Origin of the sequence: Nitratireductor rhodophyticola (assembly GCF_019891355.1) — a bacterium.
Taxonomy (GTDB): domain Bacteria; phylum Pseudomonadota; class Alphaproteobacteria; order Rhizobiales; family Rhizobiaceae; genus Nitratireductor; species Nitratireductor rhodophyticola.
In genome coordinates, this window is record NZ_JAHSSF010000001.1 from 90,478 (window position 1) to 115,554 (window position 25,077).

20 protein-coding genes and 1 other RNA gene are annotated in these 25,077 nt (G+C 63.0%); 20 read left to right on the forward strand and 1 reads right to left on the reverse strand.

The genetic code is table 11. From position 1 onward, the window contains the following. The first annotated feature begins 6 nt into the window (after positions 1–6). An RNA gene (rnpB, locus tag KUG85_RS00410) (RNase P RNA component class A) lies at positions 7–448 on the forward strand. Between the two features lie 72 nt (positions 449–520). Here rnpB and KUG85_RS00415 read toward each other — a convergent pair. After that, entirely contained in the window at positions 521–1,630 is a 1,110-nt protein-coding gene (locus KUG85_RS00415; RefSeq protein ID WP_223003779.1) for a cystathionine gamma-lyase, read from the reverse strand. Between the two features lie 362 nt (positions 1,631–1,992). On the opposite strand from KUG85_RS00415, the gene mraZ reads away from it, so the two are divergent. The 19 genes from mraZ to recN all read left to right on the forward strand — a co-directional run bounded on the left by mraZ (position 1,993) and on the right by recN (position 25,066). After that, positions 1,993–2,460, forward strand: a complete 468-nt coding sequence (mraZ, locus tag KUG85_RS00420) for a division/cell wall cluster transcriptional repressor MraZ (RefSeq protein ID WP_025031382.1) — start codon at positions 1,993–1,995, stop codon at positions 2,458–2,460. Continuing rightward, a complete protein-coding gene (gene rsmH, locus KUG85_RS00425) occupies positions 2,457–3,476 on the forward strand; it encodes a 16S rRNA (cytosine(1402)-N(4))-methyltransferase RsmH (protein WP_223003780.1) in 1,020 nt (339 codons plus the stop codon). Before mraZ ends, rsmH begins: the two co-directional genes overlap by 4 nt. A gap of 8 nt (positions 3,477–3,484) precedes the next feature. Next, a complete protein-coding gene (gene ftsL / locus KUG85_RS00430; RefSeq protein ID WP_065814944.1) occupies positions 3,485–3,853 on the forward strand; it encodes a cell division protein FtsL in 369 nt (122 codons plus the stop codon). Beyond that, positions 3,850–5,574, forward strand: coding sequence for a peptidoglycan D,D-transpeptidase FtsI family protein (locus KUG85_RS00435; RefSeq protein WP_083212820.1), 1,725 nt, complete (start codon positions 3,850–3,852; stop codon positions 5,572–5,574). The genes ftsL and KUG85_RS00435 overlap by 4 nt, the downstream gene beginning before the upstream one ends. 62 nt (positions 5,575–5,636) lie before the next feature. Beyond that, a complete protein-coding gene (locus tag KUG85_RS00440; RefSeq protein WP_223003781.1) occupies positions 5,637–7,091 on the forward strand; it encodes a UDP-N-acetylmuramoyl-L-alanyl-D-glutamate--2,6-diaminopimelate ligase in 1,455 nt (484 codons plus the stop codon). Further along, positions 7,088–8,512: a UDP-N-acetylmuramoylalanyl-D-glutamyl-2,6-diaminopimelate--D-alanyl-D-alanine ligase gene (locus tag KUG85_RS00445; protein ID WP_223003782.1), complete on the forward strand. Its 1,425-nt coding sequence runs from the start codon at positions 7,088–7,090 to the stop codon at positions 8,510–8,512. The genes KUG85_RS00440 and KUG85_RS00445 overlap by 4 nt, the downstream gene beginning before the upstream one ends. A gap of 3 nt (positions 8,513–8,515) precedes the next feature. Further along, positions 8,516–9,598 carry a phospho-N-acetylmuramoyl-pentapeptide-transferase gene (gene mraY / locus KUG85_RS00450; RefSeq protein ID WP_065814948.1) on the forward strand — a complete coding sequence of 361 codons (1,083 nt, stop codon included), beginning with the start codon at positions 8,516–8,518 and terminating at the stop codon, positions 9,596–9,598. Between the two features lie 9 nt (positions 9,599–9,607). Further along, a complete protein-coding gene (gene murD, locus KUG85_RS00455; protein WP_223003783.1) occupies positions 9,608–11,005 on the forward strand; it encodes a UDP-N-acetylmuramoyl-L-alanine--D-glutamate ligase in 1,398 nt (465 codons plus the stop codon). 1 nt (position 11,006) lies between these two features. Continuing rightward, positions 11,007–12,161, forward strand: a complete 1,155-nt coding sequence (ftsW, locus tag KUG85_RS00460; protein ID WP_065814950.1) for a putative lipid II flippase FtsW — start codon at positions 11,007–11,009, stop codon at positions 12,159–12,161. A gap of 1 nt (position 12,162) precedes the next feature. After that, positions 12,163–13,287, forward strand: a complete 1,125-nt coding sequence (gene murG / locus KUG85_RS00465; protein WP_065815353.1) for an undecaprenyldiphospho-muramoylpentapeptide beta-N-acetylglucosaminyltransferase — start codon at positions 12,163–12,165, stop codon at positions 13,285–13,287. Next, entirely contained in the window at positions 13,284–14,687 is a 1,404-nt protein-coding gene (murC, locus tag KUG85_RS00470) for a UDP-N-acetylmuramate--L-alanine ligase (protein ID WP_223003784.1), read from the forward strand. The genes murG and murC overlap by 4 nt, the downstream gene beginning before the upstream one ends. After that, positions 14,684–15,646 carry a UDP-N-acetylmuramate dehydrogenase gene (gene murB / locus KUG85_RS00475; protein WP_223003785.1) on the forward strand — a complete coding sequence of 321 codons (963 nt, stop codon included), beginning with the start codon at positions 14,684–14,686 and terminating at the stop codon, positions 15,644–15,646. The genes murC and murB overlap by 4 nt, the downstream gene beginning before the upstream one ends. A 308-nt stretch (positions 15,647–15,954) precedes the next feature. After that, the gene (locus KUG85_RS00480; protein WP_223003786.1) at positions 15,955–16,881 is read left to right on the forward strand and encodes a D-alanine--D-alanine ligase; all 927 of its coding nucleotides are present in this window, start codon (positions 15,955–15,957) and stop codon (positions 16,879–16,881) included. Further along, positions 16,869–17,789, forward strand: coding sequence for a cell division protein FtsQ/DivIB (locus tag KUG85_RS00485; RefSeq protein WP_407673621.1), 921 nt, complete (start codon positions 16,869–16,871; stop codon positions 17,787–17,789). The genes KUG85_RS00480 and KUG85_RS00485 overlap by 13 nt, the downstream gene beginning before the upstream one ends. Next, positions 17,786–19,102 (forward strand): cell division protein FtsA, encoded by a 1,317-nt coding sequence (gene ftsA, locus KUG85_RS00490; RefSeq protein WP_223003787.1) that lies wholly within the window; start codon positions 17,786–17,788, stop codon positions 19,100–19,102. Before KUG85_RS00485 ends, ftsA begins: the two co-directional genes overlap by 4 nt. Positions 19,103–19,167: 65 nt before the next feature. Next, the gene (gene ftsZ, locus KUG85_RS00495; protein ID WP_223003788.1) at positions 19,168–20,856 is read left to right on the forward strand and encodes a cell division protein FtsZ; all 1,689 of its coding nucleotides are present in this window, start codon (positions 19,168–19,170) and stop codon (positions 20,854–20,856) included. 308 nt (positions 20,857–21,164) lie between these two features. Then, on the forward strand, positions 21,165–22,103 hold the full coding sequence (lpxC, locus tag KUG85_RS00500) for a UDP-3-O-acyl-N-acetylglucosamine deacetylase (protein ID WP_065814956.1): 939 nt from the start codon (positions 21,165–21,167) through the stop codon (positions 22,101–22,103). 170 nt (positions 22,104–22,273) lie between these two features. After that, a complete protein-coding gene (locus tag KUG85_RS00505) occupies positions 22,274–23,116 on the forward strand; it encodes an outer membrane protein assembly factor BamD (RefSeq protein WP_245291743.1) in 843 nt (280 codons plus the stop codon). 276 nt (positions 23,117–23,392) lie between these two features. Continuing rightward, complete coding sequence (gene recN / locus KUG85_RS00510) at positions 23,393–25,066, forward strand: DNA repair protein RecN (protein WP_065814958.1); 1,674 nt, start codon at positions 23,393–23,395, stop codon at positions 25,064–25,066. Positions 25,067–25,077 lie beyond the last annotated feature (11 nt).

The window sequence follows — 25,077 nt, forward strand, 5'->3', positions numbered from 1 at the left end:
GTCCTGCCAGCCGGTCGGACGGCCGCGCGAACGGGAGCCGAAAGGCTGTTTGCGAGGAAAGTCCGGGCTCCACGGAAAAACGGTGCCGGATAACATCCGGCGGGGGCAACCCCAGGGACAGTGCCACAGAAAGCAGACCGCCCCGCCTGTTTTTCGGTTCTTTTTCAGGCTCTTGCCGGGAACCGAAATACTGGCGGGGTCAGGGTGAAAGGGTGGGGTAAGAGCCCACCGCGTCGACGGTAACGAAGACGGCATGGTAAACCCCACCGGGAGCAAAACCGAATAGGAATGGCGCGAGGGGCAACCCTCAGGGCGTTTTCCAGTCCAGCCGTTCGGGTAGGTTGCTTGAGGCCGATGGCAACATCGGTCCCAGAGGAATGGCCGTCACGTTGCGTCGCTTTCGGGCGGCGCGGCCATACAGAACCCGGCTTACAGACCGGCTGGCACATTTTTCCCGAATTTGCCGATTTTTCCGGAATTCGAGGGATTCCGGCTCCTTTTCAGAAAATTCCGAACAGTTTTACGCCGTTTTCAATGCAGCGTCGATCGTCTGCCAGAGTGTCTCCGTCGGCTCACATCCGACCGAGAGACGAACGAACCCTTCCGCCACATCGTCACCCCATCGCGCGCGCCGTTCGGCGGATGTGTGGACGCCGCCGAAAGAGGTTGTCGCCTCGATGAGCGGGCAGGTGTCGATGAAGGCTTCGGCCTTTTCTTTCGAACCCAGCGTCAATCCGATGAGCGAACCGAAGCGCAGCATCTGTGTTTTGGCGAGTGAATGCGATGGATCGCCTTTGAGGCCGGGATAGCGCACCGAGCGGATCGCCGGATGATCTGCAAGGCGCGTTGCAATCGTTTCGGCGGATGAGCACATGCGGTCGAAGCGCAGTTCGAGTGTTTCGAGGCCGCGCAGGACCAGCCATGCTTCGAACGGGCCGGGGATGACACCGGCCAGTTTGCGCCATTCGCGGATGGTTTCGATCATCTCCCCATTGCGGCTTGCGACGTGGCCGAAAAGCACGTCCGAATGCCCGTTGGGCGCCTTGGTGTCGGCGGCAAGCACGATGTCGACGCCCAGATCCAGCGGGCGCTGGCCATAGGGTGTCATAGTCGTGTTGTCGGCAACGACGATTGCGCCCGCAGCATGGGCGGCCTCTGCCACCGCCCTGATGTCGCAGACATCAAGCCCCGGGTTGGAAGGGGTTTCGACGAGCACCATGCGGTATCCGGCAAACCCGCCTTCGAGAAACGACGCGGTCGGTCGGGTTTCGTAGCTTATGCCAAGCCGGGTCAGGTGCTTTTCCAAAAGGACGCGGGGCGTGTAGTAGCCATCCGAGGGCAGGAGCACCCGGTCGCCGCCTGAAAGCAGGGCCAGAAAAACCGACGAGATCGCGGCCATGCCGGAGGGGAAGGCGATGGCGTCGGCATCTTCAAGATGGGCGAGTGCTGCCTCCACCGCTTCCCAGGTGGGATTGTCGAAACGGCCGTATTGACGTGCGCCTGCCGGGTCGCCCGGCAGATGAAACACCGAGCTCATGACGATGGGCGTGGAGAGCGGATCGCCTTTGGCAAGGCTGCCCGAATGAAGGTGTGAGAGGCTTGCAGCACGGGCGTTCTGGCTGTCGGACATTGGGCTCCTCGCGGTCATGTCGGGTGGATGCGGGCCGGACGGCATGAAGCTCTTCCTAACCTTTTGTTAGCCTTAATGCACGATAAATGACCATGGCCCGATGCATGTCCAAAACGCCTGTCATTGCGGCATTTGTGAAGCTTAATCCCGTTGACGCCCATAACGGCCCATGGTACCCCATATAACAAATCAGCGTTTCGTTGCAGTTGGAGTACGGGTTCCTCTCATGTCGGCCTCTTTGGCGGGGCGGCGTGGCAGTTGGGATTCACCCTTGCAGGGGGGCGGGCAAGTGTTCGGAGAGCCGCATCTGAAAGCGGCTGAAGAGATGCAGAGGGGCATGGGCCTTTTGGCCGCAACGCGTCATGGACCGGTTTCTGTCGAATGCAGTAAACAAGATCGACTCCAAGGGTCGGGTCTCGGTGCCGGCGCACTTTCGCTCCGTCGTTCAAAAGCGTGGTTTTACCGAACTCTATGCGCTTCGCGCGCTCGACATCCCGGCGATGGATGTGGGCGGTCTCGATCTACTCGACCGCTACGAGGAGCGGATCGCGCAGGAAGACCCATTTCTGCAGACTGCGGACGACATGTCCTTTTTCGTGCATGGCGACGGCGCCTTCCTGAAACTCGATCAAGACGGGCGCATCACCGTGACGGATTTCATTCGCGAGCACACAGGCATCACGAAGGATGTGGCCTTCGTTGGCCGTGGGCATTTCTTTCAGATCTGGGAGCCGGAGCGGCTGAAGGCCCACGGGCAGGCGGTGCGCGAACGGCTTCTGAAACTTCGGCAAGCGGCCACTTCGAGCCGAACTGCCGGACAGTCGGAATGATGGCGGGCCCCGGCGGCGAAAGCCCGGCCGGTGGCGGACTGGCCCGCCACATTCCGGTTCTTTTGCGCGAAGTTCTCGAGGCGCTACAGCCTCTCGACGGCCAGCATTTCATTGACGGCACGTTCGGCGCCGGCGGCTACACGACGGCCCTCCTTGAAGAGGGGGCCTCGGTCACGGCCATCGACCGCGACCCGACCGCCATCGAGGCCGGTCAGGCGCTGGTGAAGACGTGGGACGGGCGCCTGCGGCTGGTGGAAAACCGCTTTTCCAGGCTCGACGAGGTTGTCGACGGCCAGGTCGATGGCGTGGTGCTCGATATTGGCGTTTCCTCCATGCAGATCGATCAGGCCGTGCGCGGTTTCTCCTTCCAGAAGGATGGACCGCTCGACATGCGCATGGAGCGCTCGGGCCTGAGCGCTGCCGATGTGGTCAACACAATGAAAGCGGGCGACCTCGCCCGCATCTTCGGCATTCTCGGCGAGGAGCGTCAGGCGGGCCGCATTGCGCGTGGACTGGAACGGGCGAGGGCCGAAAAGCCTTTCGAGACGACGCTGGACCTTGCCAGCGCGGTCGAGAAGATCGTCGGCCGGCGTCCGCAGGAGAAAATCCACCCCGCAACCCGCGTTTTTCAGGGGTTGCGCATTTTCGTCAATGACGAGCTCGGCGAACTGGCGCGTGCGCTCTTTGCAGCCGAACGCGTTCTGAAACCAGGCGGCCGGCTGGTGGTGGTGACGTTCCACTCGCTTGAAGACCGGATCGTCAAACGCTTCATGGTGGAGCGTGCCGGCGGACAGGGCGGATCGCGCCATCTGCCCGAGGTGCATGGCGCGGCTCCGACTTTCGAGAAGTCGGTCAAGCCCGTGGCGCCATCGCGCGGGGAGACGGAGCGGAATCCGCGGGCGCGTTCCGCGCGGCTGCGCCTGGCGAGGCGCACCGATGCGCCGGCCGGGGAGGCTGATTTCGAGATTGTCGGTCTGTCGCGGTTTCCGCGGCCGACGCGTGCAGGTGAGAGGTAGAGGCAAAGATGTTTCGCACGAGCGATATTGTGCTGATCACGGTCATGCTGGCAGCGGCGGCCTTCACCTACAAGACCAAGCACGATGCCGAAGCCAAATATGACGAATTGCACAGGATCGAGCGCCAGGTTGAGCTTGAGGAAGACTCAATCGATATCCTCAAGGCGGACTGGAGCCTGCTGACGCAACCCGCGCGCCTGCAGCGGCTGGCCGAGACGTATAAGGACGAACTGGGGCTTGAACCCGTTGAGGCGCCGCGGATCGCCGAGTTTTCCGATCTTCCGGAAAAGCCTCTGACCATCGAGGGGCTTGTCGGCGGCATGGCCGATGCCGGGGGCGTGCCTGACGAGACGACAACCGGGGCGGTGCGGCCATGACGAGCACAAGCGGATACAGGGACGACATGGCTTCGTCGGCGGTGCGCCGGGGCGCTGCAACCATTGTGATGGACGGGGCCGGCAAGGCCCGTGGCGGACGAGCGCAGAACCGGGTCGTGATGGCCATGGCCGTCATGTTCGGAATTTATGCAGTGCTTGGTGGCCGCCTGGTTCACCTTGCCATGCAGGACGAGCCGGAGGCGAGCCTGCCGGCAGCGCGTGTGACCGCTTCGCGTCCCGACCTTGTGGACCGCAACGGTGAGGTTCTTGCGACCGACATCAAGACGGCGTCGCTCTTTGCAGAGCCGCGACGCATCGTGGACATCGACGAGGCCATCGAGAAGCTCTCCACGGTTCTTCCCGACCTCAACTACCAGCAGACCTATCGAAGGCTCGACAGCGATGCGGGCTTCGTGTGGCTGCGCCGCCAGCTCTCGCCGCGCCAGCAGGCTGACATTCTCGCGCTGGGCGTGCCGGGTCTCGGTTTCCGCACGGAAAAACGCCGCTTCTATCCCGGCGGGGCGACCGCCTCGCATATCCTTGGCCTTGTGAACATCGACAACAAGGGCATCGCAGGCATCGAGAAATTCGTTGACGATCAGGGGCTGGCGGACCTGCAGGCCACGGGGCTCGCGGTCGAGGGACACCTGGAGCCGGTCAGGCTTTCGATCGACCTGCGTGTGCAGCACATCATCCGCGACGAACTCGTGCAGGCGCTGGACCGCTATAAGGCAATTGCCGCCGGTGCCGTGGTGCTCAAGGCCGATACGGGTGAAGTGGTGGGCATGGCATCCGTACCCGACTATGACCCGAACAATCCGGTCAACGCGCTGGACAAGGATCGTCTGAACCGCATGTCGGCCGGTGTGTTCGAAATGGGTTCGACGTTCAAGATATTCACCACGGCCATGGGGCTCGATTCCGGCCTGGTAAGCATCAATGACAGTTTTGATGCGACACGGCCGATCCGCATTGGCGGTTTCACGATCAACGACTTCCACGGCAAACGCCGGGTGCTGAGCGTGCCCGAAATCTTCATCTATTCCTCCAATATCGGCACGGCGAAGATGGCGGACGTGGTGGGGATTGAGGGACACAGGGAATTTCTGAAAAAGATCGGCCTTCTTGGACGGATGTCGACGGAACTGCCCGAGGTGGCTCTCCCGACAGAGCCGAAGGAATGGAAGAAGATCAATTCCGTGACGATCTCCTATGGTCATGGCATGGCCACGACACCCCTCCAGACGGCGGTGGCGGCCGCGGCCATGCTGAACGGCGGCAAGCTCATTCCGCCAACCTTCCTGCCGCGCTCCGAAGCGGAGGCGAATGAGATCGCAACACAGGTGATCTCGCCTAAGACCAGTGCACAGATGCGCTATCTCTTCCGGCTCAATTCCGAAAAGGGATCAGGCCGGCGCGCCGAGGTCGAGGGTTATTATGTCGGCGGCAAGACCGGTACTGCAGAGAAGGTTGTCAACGGTCGCTACTCCAACAATGTCCGGTTCAACGCGTTCATCGCAGGATTCCCGGTCGACGATCCCGAATATGTCGTGCTGGTGTTCATCGACGAACCGAAGCCCGAGCGGGAAGGGATCGGCGCAACTGCCGGCCTGAACGCGGCGCCAATGGTGCGCAACATCATCCGCCGTTCAGCGCCGCTGCTTGGCGTCAAGCCTGAATTCGGTCAAGAAAGTGATGCTTTGCTGATTTCGCAGCAGTGAGTCGGCGCAGTGAGTCGGCCATGTGCCGAGGGAACAAACGCAACTGAAAGTACCGGGGCCTCATGAAGTTCAGTGAATTTGCGGACATTCTTCCTCAACAGGGATCGTTGCCTGCGCAAGCGGAGGTCTCGGGGATTTCGGCGGATTCGCGGAAGGTGAAGGCAGGAGACCTGTTTTTTGCCCTGGCCGGCGTCAAGGCCAATGGAGCCACTTTTGCCGCCGACGCTGCGCGCAAGGGAGCAGCCGCCATCATCACGGCGCCGGGCGCCCTTTCTTCCGATCCCGGGGTGCCTGTCATTGAAACGGACGATCCCCGACGGACCCTTGCGCTCTGTGCGGCGCGGCTTTTTCCGCGCCAGCCTGCGACAATGGTCGCGGTCACCGGCACCAGCGGCAAGACCTCGGTCGCTTCTTTCACGCGCCAGATCTGGGAACATGCCGGACTGCCGGCGGCGAGCATCGGCACCACGGGTGTGGTGGCACCGGGCCGGGACGAGTATGGCGAGTTGACGACTCCCGATCCGATCGCGCTGCATCGCCTGCTCGATGAACTGGCGGGAGAGGGCGTGAGCCACGCCTCGATGGAGGCTTCGAGCCACGGGCTCGACCAGCGCCGCCTCGACGGTGTGCGGCTTGCCGCCGGGGGCTTTACCAATCTCGGGCGCGACCACATGGATTATCATCCGACGGTGGAGGAATATCATCAGGCGAAGCTGCGCCTGTTCGATACGCTTTTGCCCAAGGGCGCGCCGGCGGTGATCTTTGCCGACGATCCCTGGTCGGACCCGACAGTGGCGGCGGCGAAGGCCGCGGGTCTCGATGTGCGCACGGTGGGTCGCAAGGGCGCGTTCCTGACGCTGAAGCGGGTCGAGCACGAGCGCCATCGCCAGCGGGCCGAGGTGGATGTCGGCGGTGTTATCTACGAGGTGGACCTGCCGCTTGCAGGTGATTTTCAGGTGGCCAATGCGCTGGTCGCCGCAGGTCTGGCGATCAGCACGGGAACGGCGGCGGAGACCGCGTTTGCAGCGCTCGAGACGCTCAGGGGCGCGTCGGGCCGGCTGGAACTTGTTGGAACGGCCAAGAATGGCGCGCAGGTCTATGTGGACTATGCGCACAAGCCCGACGGGCTGGAAAATGTGCTGCAATCGGTGCGGCCCTTCACGACGGGACGGGTGATCGTGGTGTTCGGCTGCGGCGGCGACCGGGATACGGGCAAGCGCCCGATCATGGGCGAGATCGCCTCCCGGCTGGCCGATGTGGCGATCGTGACGGATGACAACCCGCGCTCGGAGGATCCGGAGGCGATCCGGGCGGCGATCATGGCCGCGGCTCCGGGAGCGCGCGAGATCGGCGACCGGCACGAGGCGATCCGTTCAGCCGTTGCCATGCTCGAGGAAGGCGACACGCTGATCGTTGCCGGCAAGGGGCATGAGACCGGGCAGGAGATCGCCGGCAAAAAACATCATTTTTCCGATCATGAGGAAGTGCGGGCCGCACTCGCGGAGCGTGGCGGATGAGCGCGCTGTGGACACATGAAGCGCTGGTGCAGGCGACGGGCGGCAGGCCGCTCGGGCAGCCTGTAGCGGCGATCACGGGGATTTCCATCGACACGCGGACGCTCCAGCCGGGCGACGCGTTCTTTGCCATTCAGGGCGAGCGGTTTGACGGGCACGATTTCGCCACCGCTGCCATGGCGGCGGGTGCATCCGTACTGGTGGTCTCGGAAGCAAAGCTGCCGGCGCTGGGGCGGCTCTCCGTACCGAAAGTCGTGGTGCCGGACGTGCAGAAGGCCATGGAGGATCTCGGTCGTGCCGCACGGTTGCGCAGCCGTGCCAAGATCGTGGCGGTGACGGGATCGGTCGGAAAGACTTCGACCAAGAACATGATGCGCCAGGCATTTTCCGCCTGCGGCAGCGTCCATGCGGCCGACCGTTCCTTCAACAATCACTGGGGTGTGCCGCTGACGCTCGCCCGCATGCCGGCCGACTGCGACTTCGCGATCTTCGAGATCGGCATGAACCACCCGGACGAAATCCGCCCGCTCGTGAAGATGGTGCGCCCGCACATCGCCGTGGTGACGCTGGTGGCGGCGGCGCATCTGGGTTTCTTCAAGAGCATCGAAGAGATTGCCCGCGCCAAGGGCGAAATTTTCGAGGGCGTGGTGAAGGGCGGGGCAGCCCTGATCAATCGTGACGACAAGCGCTGGAAGCTTCTTTCCTCACTTGCTGAAGAGGCCGGCGTGAAGACAATTGCCGGGTTTGGCGAGAATACCCGCGCCGATATCCGGCTGATGCATGCGGAATGCGGGGCGCAATCCTCCACCTTTGCCGTGAAGATCGACGGCGAGGAGACGGAAGTGCGGCTGGGCGCGCCGGGACGGCACATGGTTCAGAATGCGCTTGCGACGCTGGGCGCGGTGCATCTGGCGCAGGCCGATGTGCGGAAGGCGGCCATGGCGCTGGGCTCGTTCGGCGCCGAAGCGGGGCGCGGCGCGCGACATCGGCTAAAGGTCGGCGCTGGCACGTTCACGCTGATCGATGAAAGCTTCAACGCCAATCCGGCCTCGATGGAGGCGGCGTTCGACCTTCTGAAACGGGCGGATCTCGGCGAAGGCGGACGGCGCATCGCCATTCTGGGCGATATGGCCGAACTTGGCTCCCATGCGGAGAAGCTGCATGCCGGGCTCGCCGATCTGGTGACCGGGGCGGGGACGGACTGCGTTTATCTCGCCGGGCGGGAAATGAAGGCGCTGGCGGCGGCGCTGCCGCAGGGGCTGCCGGTGGAACACCGCGAGGCGACCGACGACTTGCGCGATCTCGTGGTGAAGGCGGTGAAACCCGGCGACGCCGTGATGATCAAATCTTCGAAGAGCATCGGCTTCAACAGACTGGTCGACGCCTTTATCAACACCTATCCGGGCGCGGCGACGGGAGACTGATCCATGCTCATGATGCTCGTTGAACTGGCCGATGAAGTTTCGGTCTTCAACGTATTCCGCTACATCACCTTCCGCACCGGCGGCGCGCTGATAACCTCGGCGCTGATCGTGTTCCTGTTCGGGCCGATGATCATCGCTTCGCTCAGGGTTCGGCAGGGCAAGGGCCAGCCGATCCGTGCCGACGGGCCGCAGACCCATTTCAAGAAGGCGGGAACGCCGACCATGGGCGGGCTGATGATGCTCTCGGGTATCCTCGGCTCCTGCGCGCTGTGGGCGAACCTTTCCAGCGTCTATGTCTGGGTGGTGCTGATGGTGACGGTGGGCTTTGGCGCCATCGGTTTCTATGACGATTATCTCAAGGTGACGAAGCAGTCGCATCTGGGCTTTTCGGGCAAGGCGCGGCTTTCGGCGGAATTCCTGATCGCGGGGCTTGCCGCATGGACCATCATGCAGGCGGGGCAGGCGCCGTTTTCCTCGTCGCTGACCTTTCCGTTCTTCAAGGATTTTCTGCTCAATCTCGGTATCTTCTTCATCCCGTTCGCGGCCTTCGTGATCGTGGGGGCCGGCAATGCGGTGAACCTGACGGACGGGCTCGACGGACTGGCGACCGTGCCGGTGATGGTGGCGGCGGCGTCGTTCGGCGTGATCGCCTATCTTTCGGGTAACGCCATTTTCGCCAATTACCTGCAGATTCATTTCGTGCCGGGTACGGGTGAGCTGGCGGTGATCCTGGGGGCGGTGATCGGTGCGGGGCTCGGCTTCCTGTGGTTCAACGCGCCGCCGGCGGCGATCTTCATGGGAGATACGGGATCGCTGGCGCTGGGTGGCCTGATCGGCTCGGTGGCCGTGGCCACCAAACACGAGATCGTGCTCGCCATTATCGGCGGGCTGTTCGTGGTGGAAATCCTGTCGGTGATCATCCAGGTGGCGGTGTTCAAGATGACGGGCAAGCGGGTGTTTCTGATGGCGCCGATCCATCACCATTTCGAGAAGCTTGGCTGGACCGAAAGCCAGGTGGTGATCCGGTTCTGGATCATCGCCGTGCTGCTCGCCCTGATCGGGCTTTCAACGCTCAAGCTGCGCTAGGAAGAGCGAATGATCCCGGCTTCGGTTTTCAAGGACAGGACCATTGCCCTTTTCGGGCTCGGCGGGTCGGGCATCGCCACAGCGCGGGCGCTTGTAGCGGGCGGGGCGCGGGTGACGGCGTTCGACGACAACCCCGACAGCGTGGCGCGGGCGGCGGGCGAGGGTGTGCCGACCGGCGACCTGCGTGCCATCGACTGGAGCGCGCAGGACGCGTTCGTCCTCTCGCCGGGTGTGCCGCTGACGCATCCGCGTCCGCACTGGAGCGTGGAACTGGCACGGGCGGCAGATGTCGAGATCATCGGAGACGTGGAACTTTTTGCACGCGAGCGCCGGGCGCATGCGCCCGAGGCGCCCTTCGTCGCGATCACGGGCACGAACGGCAAATCGACCACGACGGCGCTGATCGCGCATGTTCTCGAGCAGGCTGGACGTGACACGCAGATGGGCGGCAATATCGGCCGTGCCGTGATGACGCTCAATCCGCCAGAGGCGGGGCGGCATTATGTGGTGGAGTGTTCTTCCTACCAGATCGACCTCGCGCCGACACTGGACCCCTCGGTCGGGATTTTGCTCAACCTTTCGCCCGATCACCTGGACCGTCATGGCTCGTTTGAGAATTACGCCGGGATAAAGGAACGGCTGGTGGCGAAGAGCGGGCTTGCCATTGTCGGCGTCGACGACCCCGATTGCCGGCGCATCGCCGACCGGCTGGAGAAGGACGGGCGCAGGCTCCTGCGCATTTCGGCGACATCCTCGCTGGCGGACGGGTTCTATCTTGAGGGCTTCGATCTCATGCGGGCGGTCGGCGGGGTCGCCGAGAAGCTGGCGACGCTTGAGGGGATCGGTTCCCTGCGCGGCACGCACAATGCGCAGAACGCGCTTGCCGCCCTCGCTGCCTGTCTCGATTGCGGTCTTTCGGCGCCAGAAATCCAGGCCGGCTTCAACAGCTTCCCGGGACTTGCACACCGTATGGAGCAGGTCGCACGCAGGGGGCGGGTACTCTTCGTCAACGATTCCAAGGCCACCAATGCCGATGCGGCGGAACGGGCACTGGCAAGTTTCGAGCGTATTTACTGGATCGCCGGCGGCCTGCCCAAGGACGGCGGAATTGAAACATTGAAGAGCTTTTTTCCACGCATCGCCAAAACCTACCTGATCGGCGAGGCGGCGCCGGCTTTCGCCGCCACCATCGGGGAGGCGACGGCGTTCGAGATTTCGGGTACCATAGACAAGGCCGTCGACCATGCGGCGCGCGATGCGGCGGGCGATCCCGCGCCGGAGACTGTTGTCCTGTTTTCGCCAGCCTGTGCGAGTTTCGATCAGTTCAGAAATTTTGAGGTGCGTGGCGATGCCTTCCGCGAAGCGGTGCGTTCGCTCGCCGGCGCCGAGATGATGGGGAGCAAGTGACATGGTGAGCCGCACCGACCGAAGCCCGGTTGCCAACTGGTGGTGGACCATCGACCGGTGGTTCCTCGCAGCCTTCCTGATGCTTATGGGACTGGGCGTGCTTCTGTCCTTCGCCGCCAGCCCCGCGGTTGCGGAGCGCATTGGTCTGTCGAGCTTTCACTTCGTCGTACGTCAGACCATCTATATGGTGCCCGCGGTGGTGGTGATGATCGCGGTGTCGTTCTTAAACGTGCGCCACGTGCGACGCCTGGCGCTGCTCATGCTTGTCGGCTCGCTTGTACTGATGGTGGTCACGCTCTTTGCGGGTATGGAGGTAAAGGGCTCGCGGCGCTGGCTCCATATCTTCGGCTTTTCGGTTCAGCCTTCGGAATATCTGAAGCCGGCTTTTGTGGTGATCTGCGCCTGGCTTTTCCACGAACATGCCCGACAGCCTGAAATTCCCGGCAATCTGTTTGCCATGCTCCTGCTCGGTCTGGTCATGGCACTGCTGGTTGCGCAGCCCGATCTCGGACAGACAATGCTGGTGCTCGGTACATGGGGGGCGATGTTCTTCATTGCCGGTATGCCCTGGCTGTGGATCGCTGTGCTGGGAACACTGGGCGCAGGCGGCGCTTTCCTAGCCTACACGATATTTCCGCATGCGGCTTCCCGTATCGACCGCTTTCTGACCGGCGAGGGCGACACATATCAGGTGGATATGAGCATTGAAGCGATCACCCGTGGTGGCTGGTTCGGACGCGGGCCGGGCGAGGGCACGGTGAAGCGTATCCTTCCCGACAGCCACTCCGACTTTGTGTTCGCGGTGGCGGGTGAGGAGTTCGGCATCATCCTTTGCCTTATTCTGCTCGGGCTGTTTGCGTTTGTCGTCCTGCGTGGTCTGGCAAAGGCACGGCGCGAGGATGATGATTTCACGCGGTATGCCGTTAGCGGTCTCGTGATTCTGTTCGGTTTTCAGTCGATCATCAACATGGGAGTGAATGTCCGTCTTCTGCCCGCCAAGGGCATGACGCTGCCGTTTGTCTCCTATGGCGGCACCTCTTTGTTCGCCATGGCCATTTCCATGGGCTTTGTGCTGGCGCTGACGCGCCGCAAGCCTGAAAAACGCCGCCCGGTCACCTATGCGCCGCCATCGGGACGCGAGGCGGTCGCTGGCTGACATGGCAAAAGGCACGATACTTCTTGCCGCCGGGGGGACCGGCGGGCATCTGTTTCCGGCCGAAGCGCTCGCACATGCGCTTCATGAGCGCGGCTGGCAGGTGCATCTGGCGACCGATAAGCGGGCGGCGCGATTTTCAGGCGATTTTCCGGCTGCGGAAACGCATATCGTCGAAAGCGCCACATTCGGATCGAAGAACCCCATCGCCCTTCTCAGGGCAGGCTGGACCATCTGGCGCGGTGTCAAGCAGGCATCCGCACTGCTGCAGCGGCTGAAACCTGCTGCCGTGGTCGGGTTTGGCGGGTATCCCACACTGCCGCCTCTGTGGGCGGCGACGCGGCGGGGCGTTCCGGCGCTGATCCATGAGCAGAACGCGGTGATGGGACGCGCAAACAAGGCGCTGGCGGCACGTGTGCAGGCGATTGCCGGCGGATTTCTGGCTGATGAAGGACCTTTCGCGGACAAGATCATTGCCACGGGAAATCCGGTCCGTCCGGCGGTGATCGAGGCGGCAGCGGTGCCCTATCGCGCGCCGGATGCGGGAGAGCCGTTCCATCTTCTCGTTTTCGGCGGCAGCCAGGGTGCGCAGTTTTTTTCGGAGGCGATCCCCGCAGCCGTCGCAGAGCTGAAGCCGGAACAGCGCGCGCGGCTTGTCGTGACCCAGCAGGCGAGGCCCGAAGACGAGGCGGATGTTCGCGCTGCCTATGAAAAGCTCGGTGTGCCTGCGGAAGTCTCTCCCTTTTTCAATGACATGGCGCGCCGGATTGCCGGGAGCCATCTGGTGATTTCGCGTTCCGGCGCGTCGACCGTTTCGGAAATCGCAGCCATTGGCCGACCGGCCTTTCTGGTGCCGTATCCCCATGCGCTCGATCACGATCAGGCAGCCAATGCCGCGGCACTGGAGCGGGCCGGCGGTGCGGAACTTCATCCGCAGGCCACGCTGAACGCGGAGCGACTTGCCGGTCTGATCGGCGGGGCAATGGAGAACTCCCGGCGCCTGACTGAAATGGCCGGGGCCGCGCATGGCGTTGGCAAAACGAATGCGGCGACGTTGCTTGCAGACGTGGTTGAGGCTATTGCCTCCGGCCAATCCGCCAAAACAGTGAAAGAAGGAAGCCACGCATGAAAATGCCGGAGACGATCGGAACCGTGCACTTCGTCGGCATCGGCGGCATTGGCATGAGCGGCATTGCCGAGGCGTTGCATACGCTTGGTTACAAGGTGCAGGGTTCGGATCAGTCCGAGAATGCCAATGTGGTGCGCCTGCGTGAGAAGGGCATCGAAGTTTTCGTCGGCCATGCCGCGGAGAATCTGGGCGAGGCTGAAGTCATCGTTGTCTCCACGGCCATCAGGAAGAACAATCCCGAGCTTGTTGCGGCACGTGAGAAGCATCTGCCGATCGTGCGCCGTGCGGAAATGCTGGCTGAGCTGATGCGGTTTCGCCAGGCGGTCGCCATTGGCGGCACGCATGGCAAGACAACGACCACCTCTATGGTGGCTGCGCTGTTCGATGCAGGCGGGTTCGATCCGACGGTCATCAATGGGGGCATCATCAACGCCTATGGAACCAATGCCCGTATGGGTGAGGGCGACTGGATGGTGGTGGAAGCCGATGAGAGCGACGGCAGCTTTCTGAAACTCCCCGCCGAAATTGCGGTCATCACCAATATCGATCCCGAACATCTCGATCACTATGGCGATTTCGACAAGTTGCGGGCGGCGTTTCGTCAGTTCGTCGAAAACGTGCCGTTCTACGGCTTCGCAGCCATGTGCATCGATCATGCCGAAGTGCAGGCACTGGTGGGGCGGATCGAAGACCGCCGCGTCGTCACCTATGGCGAGAACCCGCAGTCGGATGTGCGCTTTTCCAATCATCGCATGGATGGGCCGGTTTCCGTGTTCGACGTGACCTTTCGCGATCGCAAGACGGGTGACACGGAAACGCTCGAAGGACTGCGCCTGCCCATGCCCGGAAAACACAATGTTTCGAACGCGACGGCGGCGATTGCCGTCGCGCATGAACTGGGCATCGACCATGAAGCGATCCGCGCGGGGCTTGCGGGTTTCGGTGGCGTGAAGCGCCGCTTCACGCTGACCGGAACCTGGAACGGCGTGAGCGTTTTTGACGATTACGGGCATCACCCGGTGGAAATCCGCGCCGTTCTCAAAGCCGCGCGTGAGGCCTGCAAGGGGCGTATTCTCGCCATCGCCCAGCCGCACCGCTATTCGCGCCTGCACGATCTCTATGACGATTTCGCCGCATGCTTCAACGAAGCGGACAAGGTGCTGATCGCGCCGGTTTATGCCGCGGGCGAAGACCCGATTGACGGCGTATCTTCCGAGGCGCTGGTTTCGCGCGTTCGTGCGGCGGGCCACCGCGACGTCGCTCATATCGAGGGACCGGAAGCGGTGGAGCCCATTGTGCGGGGCTGGGCGAAGGAGGGCGACTTCATCGTCTATCTGGGTGCCGGCAACATCACGCAATGGGCATATGCCCTGCCGGACGATCTGGGGGCAAGGGGATGAGCGGTGCCGCGCTGCTTGACCGTCTTGGGGACCGCCTGTCGGGTCTGCGGGGGCGCCTGACGCCCGATGCCGGCATGGACAAGATCACATGGTTTCGTGCCGGCGGTCCCGCGGATGCGCTGTTTCAGCCGGCTGACGAAGAGGACCTGGCTGCCTTCCTGAAGGCGGTACCGGAAGACATTCCGGTTACCATGGTGGGGATCGGCTCGAACCTGCTTGTGCGCGAAGGCGGCATTCGTGGTTTTGTGGTGCGCCTGTCGGCCAAGGGATTTGGCCAGGCGGAGATCGTTTCCGATACGCAAATCCGAGCCGGAGCGGCCATCCCCGACAAGCGGCTCGCAGCAGCAGCGCTGGAGGCGGGCATCGGTGGATTTCACTTTTACCACGGCATACCCGGCGGGCTGGGTGGGGCGCTGCGCATGAATGCGGGCGCCAATGGCGTCGAGACGAAGGAGCGCGTCGTGGAAGTGCGCGCGCTCGACCGGAAGGGCGAACTGCACGTCTTCTCGAACGCCGATATGGGGTATGCCTATCGGCATTCCTCCGTGCCGAAGGATCTGATTTTCACCTCGGCCCTGATGGAGGGCTACCCCGAAGACCGGAAGACCATCCAGAATGAGATGGATGCGGTGCAGCACCATCGCGAGACCGTGCAGCCGGTGCGGGAGAAGACGGGCGGCTCGACATTCAAGAATCCGCCCGGAACGTCGGCCTGGAAAGAGGTCGACAAGGCGGGATGCCGCGGGCTCACCGTCGGCGGAGCGCAGATGTCGCCCATGCACTGCAATTTCATGATCAACACGGGTACGGCGAGCGGGTACGACCTCGAATATCTCGGCGAGACGGTCCGGGCGCGCGTACTCGAACATTCGGGCATTCGCCTGGAATGGGAGATCAGGCGTATCGGCGAGTTCAAGCCAGGGCGTGAGATCGATCCGCTGCTGGGGCAGATGCTCTGAAGTTGCATGCAACCTTTCGCATGACGCAAAGAACCTTCCCAGTTGTAGCACCCGTGATCCCGACCCGTGTCAAGTTGCACGGCGCGGGTGTTCGCGTTCACAAAGTGTAAAATTTTCAGAAAATTGAATCTTCGGGAATCTCAAGCCCTTGCCTTGGAATCAAACCTCTGATTCTTTGGCTCATAAGTAATCACTGATTTGAGTCGCGGCGTTCGGGTCGGGGGCTTTCCTAATCGAGGAGGTCTCACTCGGCCAATGCAGCTTATCGCCCAAAATTCTGGGCGGCCGGACAAGGGGGTAGCCGGACCATGAAGAGAAAGAACGTCGCCGTCCTGATGGGAGGTTTCTCTTCCGAGCGGCCGGTCAGTCTTTCTTCCGGCACTGCCTGCGCCGATGCTCTCGAGGTCGAGGGGTATGCCGTCACGCGCGTCGATGTCGGGCGCGATGTGGCGCGTGTTCTGTCCGAACTCAACCCGGATGTCGCCTTCAATGCGCTGCATGGCCCGTTCGGCGAGGACGGGGCTATCCAGGGTATTCTCGAATATCTCGACATTCCCTACACGCATTCCGGCGTGCTGGCATCCGCGCTGGCCATGGACAAGCAGCTTGCCAAAACGGTGGCGAAGGCGGAGGGCATTCCGGTCGCTGACGCGCTGGTGGTCAATCGCTTCGAGATCGGCAATGAGCACCCTATGGCGCCACCCTATGTGGTGAAGCCAGTCAATGAGGGGTCGAGCTTCGGGGTGGTGATCGTTGCCGAGGGGCAGAGCAATCCGCCGCAGATCATCAGTTCGACCGAGTGGCAATATGGCGAACGCGTCATGGTGGAGCGCTACATTGCCGGGCGTGAATTCACCTGCGCGGTGATGGGCGAGCGGGTGCTCGGCATCGCGGAGATCATTCCGGTCGGGCACGCCTTTTACGATTACGATTCAAAATACGTTCCGGGCGGCTCAAAACACGAATGCCCGGCAAAACTTTCACCAAATATTTACCAAAAAATAGAAACACTGGCCCTTAAGGCACACAAGGCTATTGGCTGCCGGGGCGTGTCCCGGTCCGACTTCCGTTTCGACGATCGCAAATCCGATGATGGGGAGCTTGTCTGGTTGGAGGTGAACACGCAGCCCGGCATGACGCCAACCTCTCTGGTGCCCGAGATCGCCGCTGCGGCGGGAATTGGGTTTGGTGAATTGTTGAGTTGGATTGTGGAGGACGCCTCGTGTTCTCGCTGACGTCATCTCAAGCCGGGACAGGCCGGAGCGGTGGACGCTTTCGCGGCGGCGATGTCGTGTTGCCGCGCTGGCTGCGTCGTCCGGCGCGTTTCATGCACAGGGTCAACGCGGGTGAAGTCGAGGCGCCGCGCTACGGCGCGACGATCGCGACCGCCGTGCTGCTTGGTGCGACGGCGGTATACGGGACGCTGGCCGGCGGGCATCTGCCGCAGGTTCTGCAGAGCGTTACCGCGCGGACGGGACTTGCAATCGCACAGGTCCATGTGGTCGGAAATGAGGAAACCTCGGAGATCGATGTTCTGCAGGAGGTCGGTCTGAACGGCTGGACGGCGCTGGTCGGCTTCAACGCCGAGGAGGCGCGGCAGCGCCTTGCCGGTCTGCCCTGGGTCGAGGGTGTTGCCGTGCGCAAGGTCTATCCGGCGACGCTGGAAGTGGACATCACCGAGAAGAAGGCATTTGCGATCTGGCAGCATGGCAACGAGCTGTCGCTGATCGAAAAGGATGGCTCCGTGATCGCGCCGTTCGATGGCGGGCGCTACACGGCGCTGCCGATGGTGATCGGTGCGGGTGCGCGTGAGGCGGGGCCCGAATTCATCGCCAAGGTGGCGCGTCATCCTACCATCGCGGGCGAGGTGCGTGCCTATATCCGTGTTGGCGGACGGCGCTGGGATCTGCGTCTGAAGAATGGCGTGACGATCAAGCTGCCCGAGACCAACGAGGCGCTGACGCTGGCGACGCTGGCCGCTCTCGACCGCAAGAACGGTCTTCTGTCGCGCGACATCACTTCGGTGGACATGCGCCTTCCCGACCGTATGGCGATCGGCCTTTCGGAAGAGGCGGCCGAGGCGCATCAGGAAACGATGCGCGAGCGCTACAAGGCGCGGATTGCAGGCGGGGCGCAGATATGAGCTGGTTATCAGAACCCAAGAAAGGCGCCGCGCGCCGCTCCGGCATCATCACGGTTCTCGACGTCGGTTCGAGCAAGGTCTGCTGCATCATCGCCAGGCTCATGCCGGCGGAAGAGGGGCGGGCACTGCGCCATCGCACGCATCGTGTGAAGGTCATCGGCATCGGCCATCAGCAGTCGCAGGGCATGAAGTCGGGTGTGATCGTCGATCTCGACCGGGCCGAGGAAGCGATCCGGCTGGCGGTGGACGCGGCCGAGCGCATGGCGGGGCTGACCGTGGATTCGCTGATCGTCAACGTATCGGCGGGGCGGCTGCGCAGCGAGACGATCTCGGCGTCGATCAATCTTGGCGGGCATGAGGTCGCCCAGTCCGACATCAACCGCGTTCTCGCGGCCGGTGCGCGGCAGGGGCTCGAGACCGAGCGCGAAGTGGTGCATTCGCTGGCGACGGGGTTCAGCCTCGACGCGGAGCGCGGCATTCGCGATCCGCGCGGCATGGTCGGTTCCGAACTCGGCGTCGACATGCACATTCTGACGGCGGATGCGGCGCCGCTGCGCAATCTGGAGCTTTGCATCAACCGCTCGCATCTTTCGGTGGAGCGCATGGTGGCGACGCCTTACGCAAGCGGTCTGGCGGCACTGGTGGATGACGAGGCGCAGATGGGTGCGGCCTGCATCGACATGGGCGGCGGCACGACGACGATCTCCGTTTTCGCGGAGGGCAAGTTCGTGTGGGCCGATGCGCTGCCGGTTGGCGGCAACCATGTGACGATGGATCTGGTGCGCGGCCTCTCGGCGCGGCTTGAGGACGCGGAGCGGCTGAAGGTGATGCACGGTTCGGCGCTGATCTCTTCGAGCGACGACAGGGATATCGTTTCGATCCACCCGATGGGTGCGGATCCGGGCGAACAGCCGATCCAGGTGCCGCGCGCGGTGATGACGCGGATCATCCGCGCGCGCATTGAGGAAACGCTGGAGATGGTGCGCGACAAGCTCAACCGCTCCGGCTATGGCGGCCTTGTGGGGCGTCGTGTGGTTCTGACGGGTGGCGCAAGCCAGCTTGTCGGTCTGCCCGAGGCAACCCGCCGGCTGTTCGGGCGCAATGTCAGGCTCGGGCGTCCGCTCGGCGTGGCAGGACTTCCCGAGGCGGCCAAGGGGGCGGCGTTCTCCGCTTCCGTGGGGCTGTTGATTTATCCGCAGGTGGCGGAGTTCGAAAACCGTGGCCGCAGCGGCAAGAGCGGCATATTCACCCGTGCGACCGGCACTGGCGGCCGGTTTCAGCGCGTCAGCCAGTGGCTGAGAAGCAACTTCTAGCGGGGGCGGCCCCGAATGACGACCGCGGCGGCGAGGCGGCGGCAAAGGCGGAAAGGACGAGGACAATGACTATCAATCTGCAGAAGCCGGATATTACCGAGCTGAAGCCACGCATCACCGTGTTCGGTGTCGGGGGCGGGGGCGGCAATGCCGTCAACAACATGATCAATGCGGGCCTGCGGGGCGTCGAGTTCGTCGTCGCCAATACCGACGCACAGGCGCTGACCCAGTCCAAGGCCGAGCGCCTGATCCAGCTCGGCGCTGCCGTAACCGAGGGACTGGGTGCCGGCTCGCAGCCGGAAGTCGGCAAGGCCGCCGCCGAAGAATGCATCGACGAGCTGGTCGATCACCTGTCCTCGACCCATATGTGCTTCGTGACCGCCGGCATGGGCGGCGGCACCGGCACGGGTGCTGCGCCCGTTGTGGCGCGCGCTGCCCGCGAAAAGGGCATCCTGACCGTTGGCGTCGTCACCAAGCCGTTCCACTTCGAAGGCCAGCGCCGCATGAAGACGGCGGAAGCCGGCATCGAGGAGCTGCAGAAGTGCGTCGACACGCTGATCGTCATCCCGAACCAGAACCTCTTCCGCATCGCCAACGACAAGACCACCTTCGCCGACGCTTTCGCGATGGCCGACCAGGTGCTCTATTCGGGTGTCGCCTGCATCACCGACCTGATGGTCAAGGAAGGCCTGATCAACCTCGACTTCGCCGACGTTCGCTCGGTGATGCGCGAGATGGGCAAGGCCATGATGGGTACGGGCGAGGCTTCCGGCGAGGGCCGCGCCATGGCCGCTGCCGAAGCTGCCATCGCCAACCCGCTGCTGGACGAGAGCTCCATGAAGGGCGCGCGCGGCCTTCTGATCTCGATCACCGGCGGTCGCGACCTGACCCTGTTCGAGGTGGACGAGGCAGCAACCCGCATCCGCGAGGAAGTGGACCCGGACGCGAACATCATTCTCGGCGCGACCTTCGACGAGGACCTGGAAGGCGTTATCCGCGTCTCGGTGGTGGCGACTGGCATCGACAAATCCGCAGCGGAGATTTCCGCACCCGCTACCGCGACGCGCCCGGTGCAGCAGCCCCGTGCCATCGAAACCCAGCGCCCGGCGGCAGCCGCCGTCGAAGCTAAGCCGCAGCCTGTCGCTACCGATCCGGTCGCAGACGCGATTCGCCAGGCAGAACGTGTGGCATCGGAGCCCACGCCGGCTCCAGCGCCTGCGCCGCGCCCGGCGGCGACCAATGGCGGTTTCCAGCCGCAGAGCTCGCTTTTCCGTGGTGCCCAGCCGGTTCAGCCGGCTCCGCGTACCCCTGCACCGGCACCCAGGCCGGCTCCGGCCGCTCCGGCAGCTGAGCAGGTTCAGTCCCAGCCACCGCAGCAGCAGGCGCGGGTTGAGGAAGAGCAGCTTTCCGCGCCGCGCATGCCGCGTGTGGAAGACTTCCCGCCGGTTGTGAAGGCCGAGATGGAAGCCAAGACGCAGGAACATGAGGATCGCGGTCCGATGGGGCTCATCAAGCGGCTTACGCACGGTCTTTCCCGCCGCGACGGCGAGCAGGGCTATGTGGAGCAGCCGCGTGAGCCGAAGCTGCGTCAGGCGACGCCTCAGCCGCGCCGCACGCCCGAAAACGAGGGGCAGCTCTACGCACCGCGTCAGGGACGCCTGGATGAGCACGGCCGTCTCACCACACAGCCGCGCAATGTGCAGGAAGACGATCACCTGGAGATTCCCGCGTTCCTTCGCCGGCAAGCCAACTAGAGCGCTTCCACTTTCAGGTCCGATGCTCCGGGCAATAGAATCGGTTACATATGTTCGATGGGGGGATGCGACGCATCCCCCTTTTTGTTAAAATTCCGTAAATAATTCAGAAAGTTATACGACATTCGTATTTTTCTTATGCCGTAACATCGAGTAAGAAACCGTGATTTGGAGTCTGTATTCGGCAACATTATCTTTCGTTGCGATTAAAGGTGGGGTGTGGGACGCATTTTGGGGGTGTCGTCCTGAAACGTTGGACACGCTGGCGCTGAAACAGCGCAGGCCTTGAAGAGCACACGGGGACCATTTTGCTCGAATATCAGACGACACTCAAAGCGCGCTGCTCGCTCTCGGGCATCGGTGTCCATAGCGGCAAGCCCGTCTCCATTCATTTCTCCCCTGCCGAGCCCGACACGGGTGTCGTTTTCCAGCGAATCGATGAGGCCGGTACCGGCCGTGTGATTCGCGCGCTCGCTTCCGAGGTCTGCCAGACCGATCTCTGTACTGCCCTTGGTGATGCACGCGGCGAGTTCGTCGCAACCGTCGAACACCTTATGGCTGCCCTTCTGGCTGTCGGCATCGACAATGTTGCGATCGAAATCGATGGAAGCGAGGTACCTGTTCTCGACGGCAGCGCCATTGGTTTTGTCGACGCGTTCGAGCAGGCGGGTATTGCCACGCTCCCCATCAAGCGGCGCTATATCCGCGTCGTGAAGCCCGTGCGGATCGACAATGGCGGCTCATGGGCGGAATTCCGCCCTTATGACGGAACGCGCTTCGAGGTCGAAATCGACTTCGACACGCCGGCCATTGGCCGTCAGTCGCTCGGCCTCGATCTCAATGCAGCCAACTTCCGGCAGGAGGTTGCGCGCGCACGCACGTTCGGTTTCATCAAGGATGTCGAACGGTTGTGGGCTGCCGGCTATGCGCTGGGCTCTTCTCTGGAGAACTCGGTCGTGATTGGCGAAGACCACAAGGTCATCAATATGGAAGGCCTGCGTTATTCCGACGAGTTCGTCCGCCACAAGATGCTCGACGCAGTTGGCGATCTGGCTCTTGCAGGCGCGCGCTTCATCGGCTGCTTCCGTTCCTATCGCGGCGGGCACCGGCTCAATGCAGCGGCGCTGCGCCATCTCCTGACCGACCGTTCTGCCTATGAGATCGTCGAGACGACGCGCCGCGAGCAGGGGCGTCGGGCGGAAATGGTGGCCGTGAGCGCGCCGGTCTATGCGCCCTGGACGCTCTGAAAGCCACGTTCTACTGCGGTTGCGAACGGGCTTTCCTCGCCAGACGCCACAAAATTGTACGATTGGCGGGCAATAGCGTTGCCGCGTGGCGGTCATATGCTCTATGACTGCGTTCCGAAATCGATTTTCCGTTTGTGAGAGGCGAAATGCGTTCAACTTTTGTTGCCGGCATGACCAGAGCAGGCAGAGCTGCCGTTACGACAGCTTCGGTGCTTGGCGTTTCGCTTCTTCTTTCTGCGTGCAATGCGGAGAAGGATCTGGACCTGTCGACCTATGTCGAGCAGACCGATCCGGCTGACGTGCTTTACAATCAGGCACTGGCGAACATGAATGCAGGCCGCCTGAAAGAGGCGAGCGCGAAATTCGAATCCATCGACAGGCAGCATCCCTATTCAGAGTATGCCCGCAAGGCGATGGTGATGAACACCTTCGCCAACTATCGGCAGGGCAACTACGATGAAGCGATCAATGGCGGCAAGCGCTATGTGGCGCTTTATCCCACCACGGACGATGCTGCCTATGCGCAGTATCTCGTGGGACTGAGCTATTTCCGCCAGATTCGCGACGTGACGCAGGATCAGCGCGAGGCACGCCGTACGCTGGAAGCGATGGAAGAGGTGGTGCAGCGCTGGCCCGATTCCGAGTATGTCGAGGATGCGCAGGCCAAGATCCGCTTCGCCCGCGACCAGCTCGCAGGCAAGGAAATGCAGATCGGACGCTATTATCTCGAGCGCCGCGAGTATGTTGCCGCCGTGCGCCGTTTCCGTGGTGTGGTGGAGAGCTATCCCAACACGCGCCATGTCGAGGAAGCGCTGGCACGTCTGACGGAATCCTATTACGCCATGGGGCTCGTCTCGGAAGCGCAGACGGCCGCTGCCGTTCTGGGGCATAACTTCCCGGACAGCGACTGGTACAAGGACTCCTACGCCCTGCTGCAGTCTGGCGGACTGGAACCGCGCGAGAATGCCGGTTCGTGGATCTCCAAGGCTGGGGCAGCGATTCTGGGCGGCTGACGCATTAGGGTCAGGACCTGTTGATATGGTCGCAATGGCGTTCGATGGACCACGAGATGCAAGGAAAAGCCCGCAGAGCAGGGGCTTCCCCCCGGTCAAGGGGTTTGACGCGGCAGGTCGCCGGTCTATCGAACGTCCTTCGGATCGACCTTATTTGCACGGATTACTTTGTCGCAAGGCCTTGAAAGACAATAAGTCTTCCTGCAGCCTTGCTTCGCGTATCCGCACAAATCAGGCCGACCATTACGGCCATATCAACAGGTCCTGACCCTCACCATGCTGTCTCATCTGTCGATCCGCGATATCGTCCTGATTGAACGCCTCGACATGGATTTCTCCGGGGGGCTCTCGGTGCTGACCGGTGAAACCGGTGCCGGCAAATCCATTCTTCTCGATTCTCTTTCGCTGGCGCTTGGCGGGCGCGGCGATGCGTCTCTGGTGCGCCATGGCGCGGATCAGGGGCAGGTTATCGCCGTGTTCGATCTGCCGGGCTCTCACCCCGTACGCGCGGTGCTGGCGGAGAACGCGATCGACGATGAGGGCGACATCATTCTGCGCCGTGTGCAGAGCGCCGACGGGCGCACGCGCGTCTTCATCAACGATCAACCCTCCAGCGTGGCGCTGATGCGGCAGGTGGGACGCCAGCTCGTGGAGATCCACGGGCAGCATGACGAGCGCGCGCTGGTGGACGCAGGTATTCACCGCGATCTCCTCGATGCTTTCGGCGGGCATGGTGAGGCTGTCGCGCGGGTGCGGCTTGCATGGCGCGACCTGCGCAAATGCGAGCAGGATCTGGCGCGGCACAGGGCGCGTGTGGACGCGGCAGCGCGGGAGGCCGATTTTCTGAGGGCTTCGGTCGAGGAGCTTTCCAAGCTCGACCCGCGGCCTGATGAAGAAGCGGTGCTGGCCGAGGAGCGCGCAGGGATGATGCGTGCGGAAAAGATCGCCAGCGATATTTCAGATGCGCAGGAGGTGCTGTCCGGCAACGCCTCGCCGGTGTCGCAGCTTTCGAGCCTTTTGCGCCGGCTGCAGCGCAAGGCGCAGGATGCGCCTGGTCTGCTGGACGGGATCATCGAGCCGCTTGATTCGGCCCTGCTTTCGCTCGATGCCGCTCAATCTGCCGTGGATGAGGCGATGCGGGCTACGGAATTCGATCCGCAGCGTCTGGAAGACACGGAAGAGCGGCTTTTTGCGCTGCGCGCCGTTGCCCGCAAACACAATGTGCAGGTGGACGACCTCGCCGAGCTCTGCGCCCGCATGGTGGGCGATCTGGATGAGCTGGACGCTGGCGAAGAGCGGCTGGCGGTGCTGGAGCAGGAGGCCAGGGCGGCAGTCGGCACTTATGACGCTGCGGCGGCGGAGCTGTCGCAATTGCGCCGCGAGACAGCAGCCTCTCTCAGCAGGGCGGTGATGGCTGAGCTGCCGGCCCTGAAGCTCGAGCGCGCGGAGTTCATAGTCGAGATTGCCACGGAAGCCGACGACCGCGGCGAGGAAGGCATCGACCATGTGGAGTTCTGGGTGCGCACCAACCCCGGCACGCGGGCAGGGCCGATGATGAAGGTGGCCTCCGGCGGCGAGCTCTCGCGCTTTCTTCTCGCACTCAAGGTGGTGCTGGCGGATCGCGGATCAGCGCCAACGCTGGTGTTCGACGAGATCGATACGGGTGTCGGCGGTGCCGTGGCGGATGCCATCGGGCAGCGCCTCGCGCGACTCGCCGAGCGTATCCAGGTGCTTTCGGTGACCCATGCGCCACAGGTGGCCGCGCGCGCAGGCACGCACTATCTCATCGCCAAGAGCGGCGGCACCGACCGGGTTGCCACCGGGGTTTCGGTCATGGACACCGATGCCAGGCAGGAAGAGATTGCCCGCATGCTGGCAGGTGCGACCGTGACCGACGAGGCGCGCGCTGCCGCCCAGCGACTTCTCAGGGGCAGCGAGGCCGTTTCCTGAACGGTTCCTGT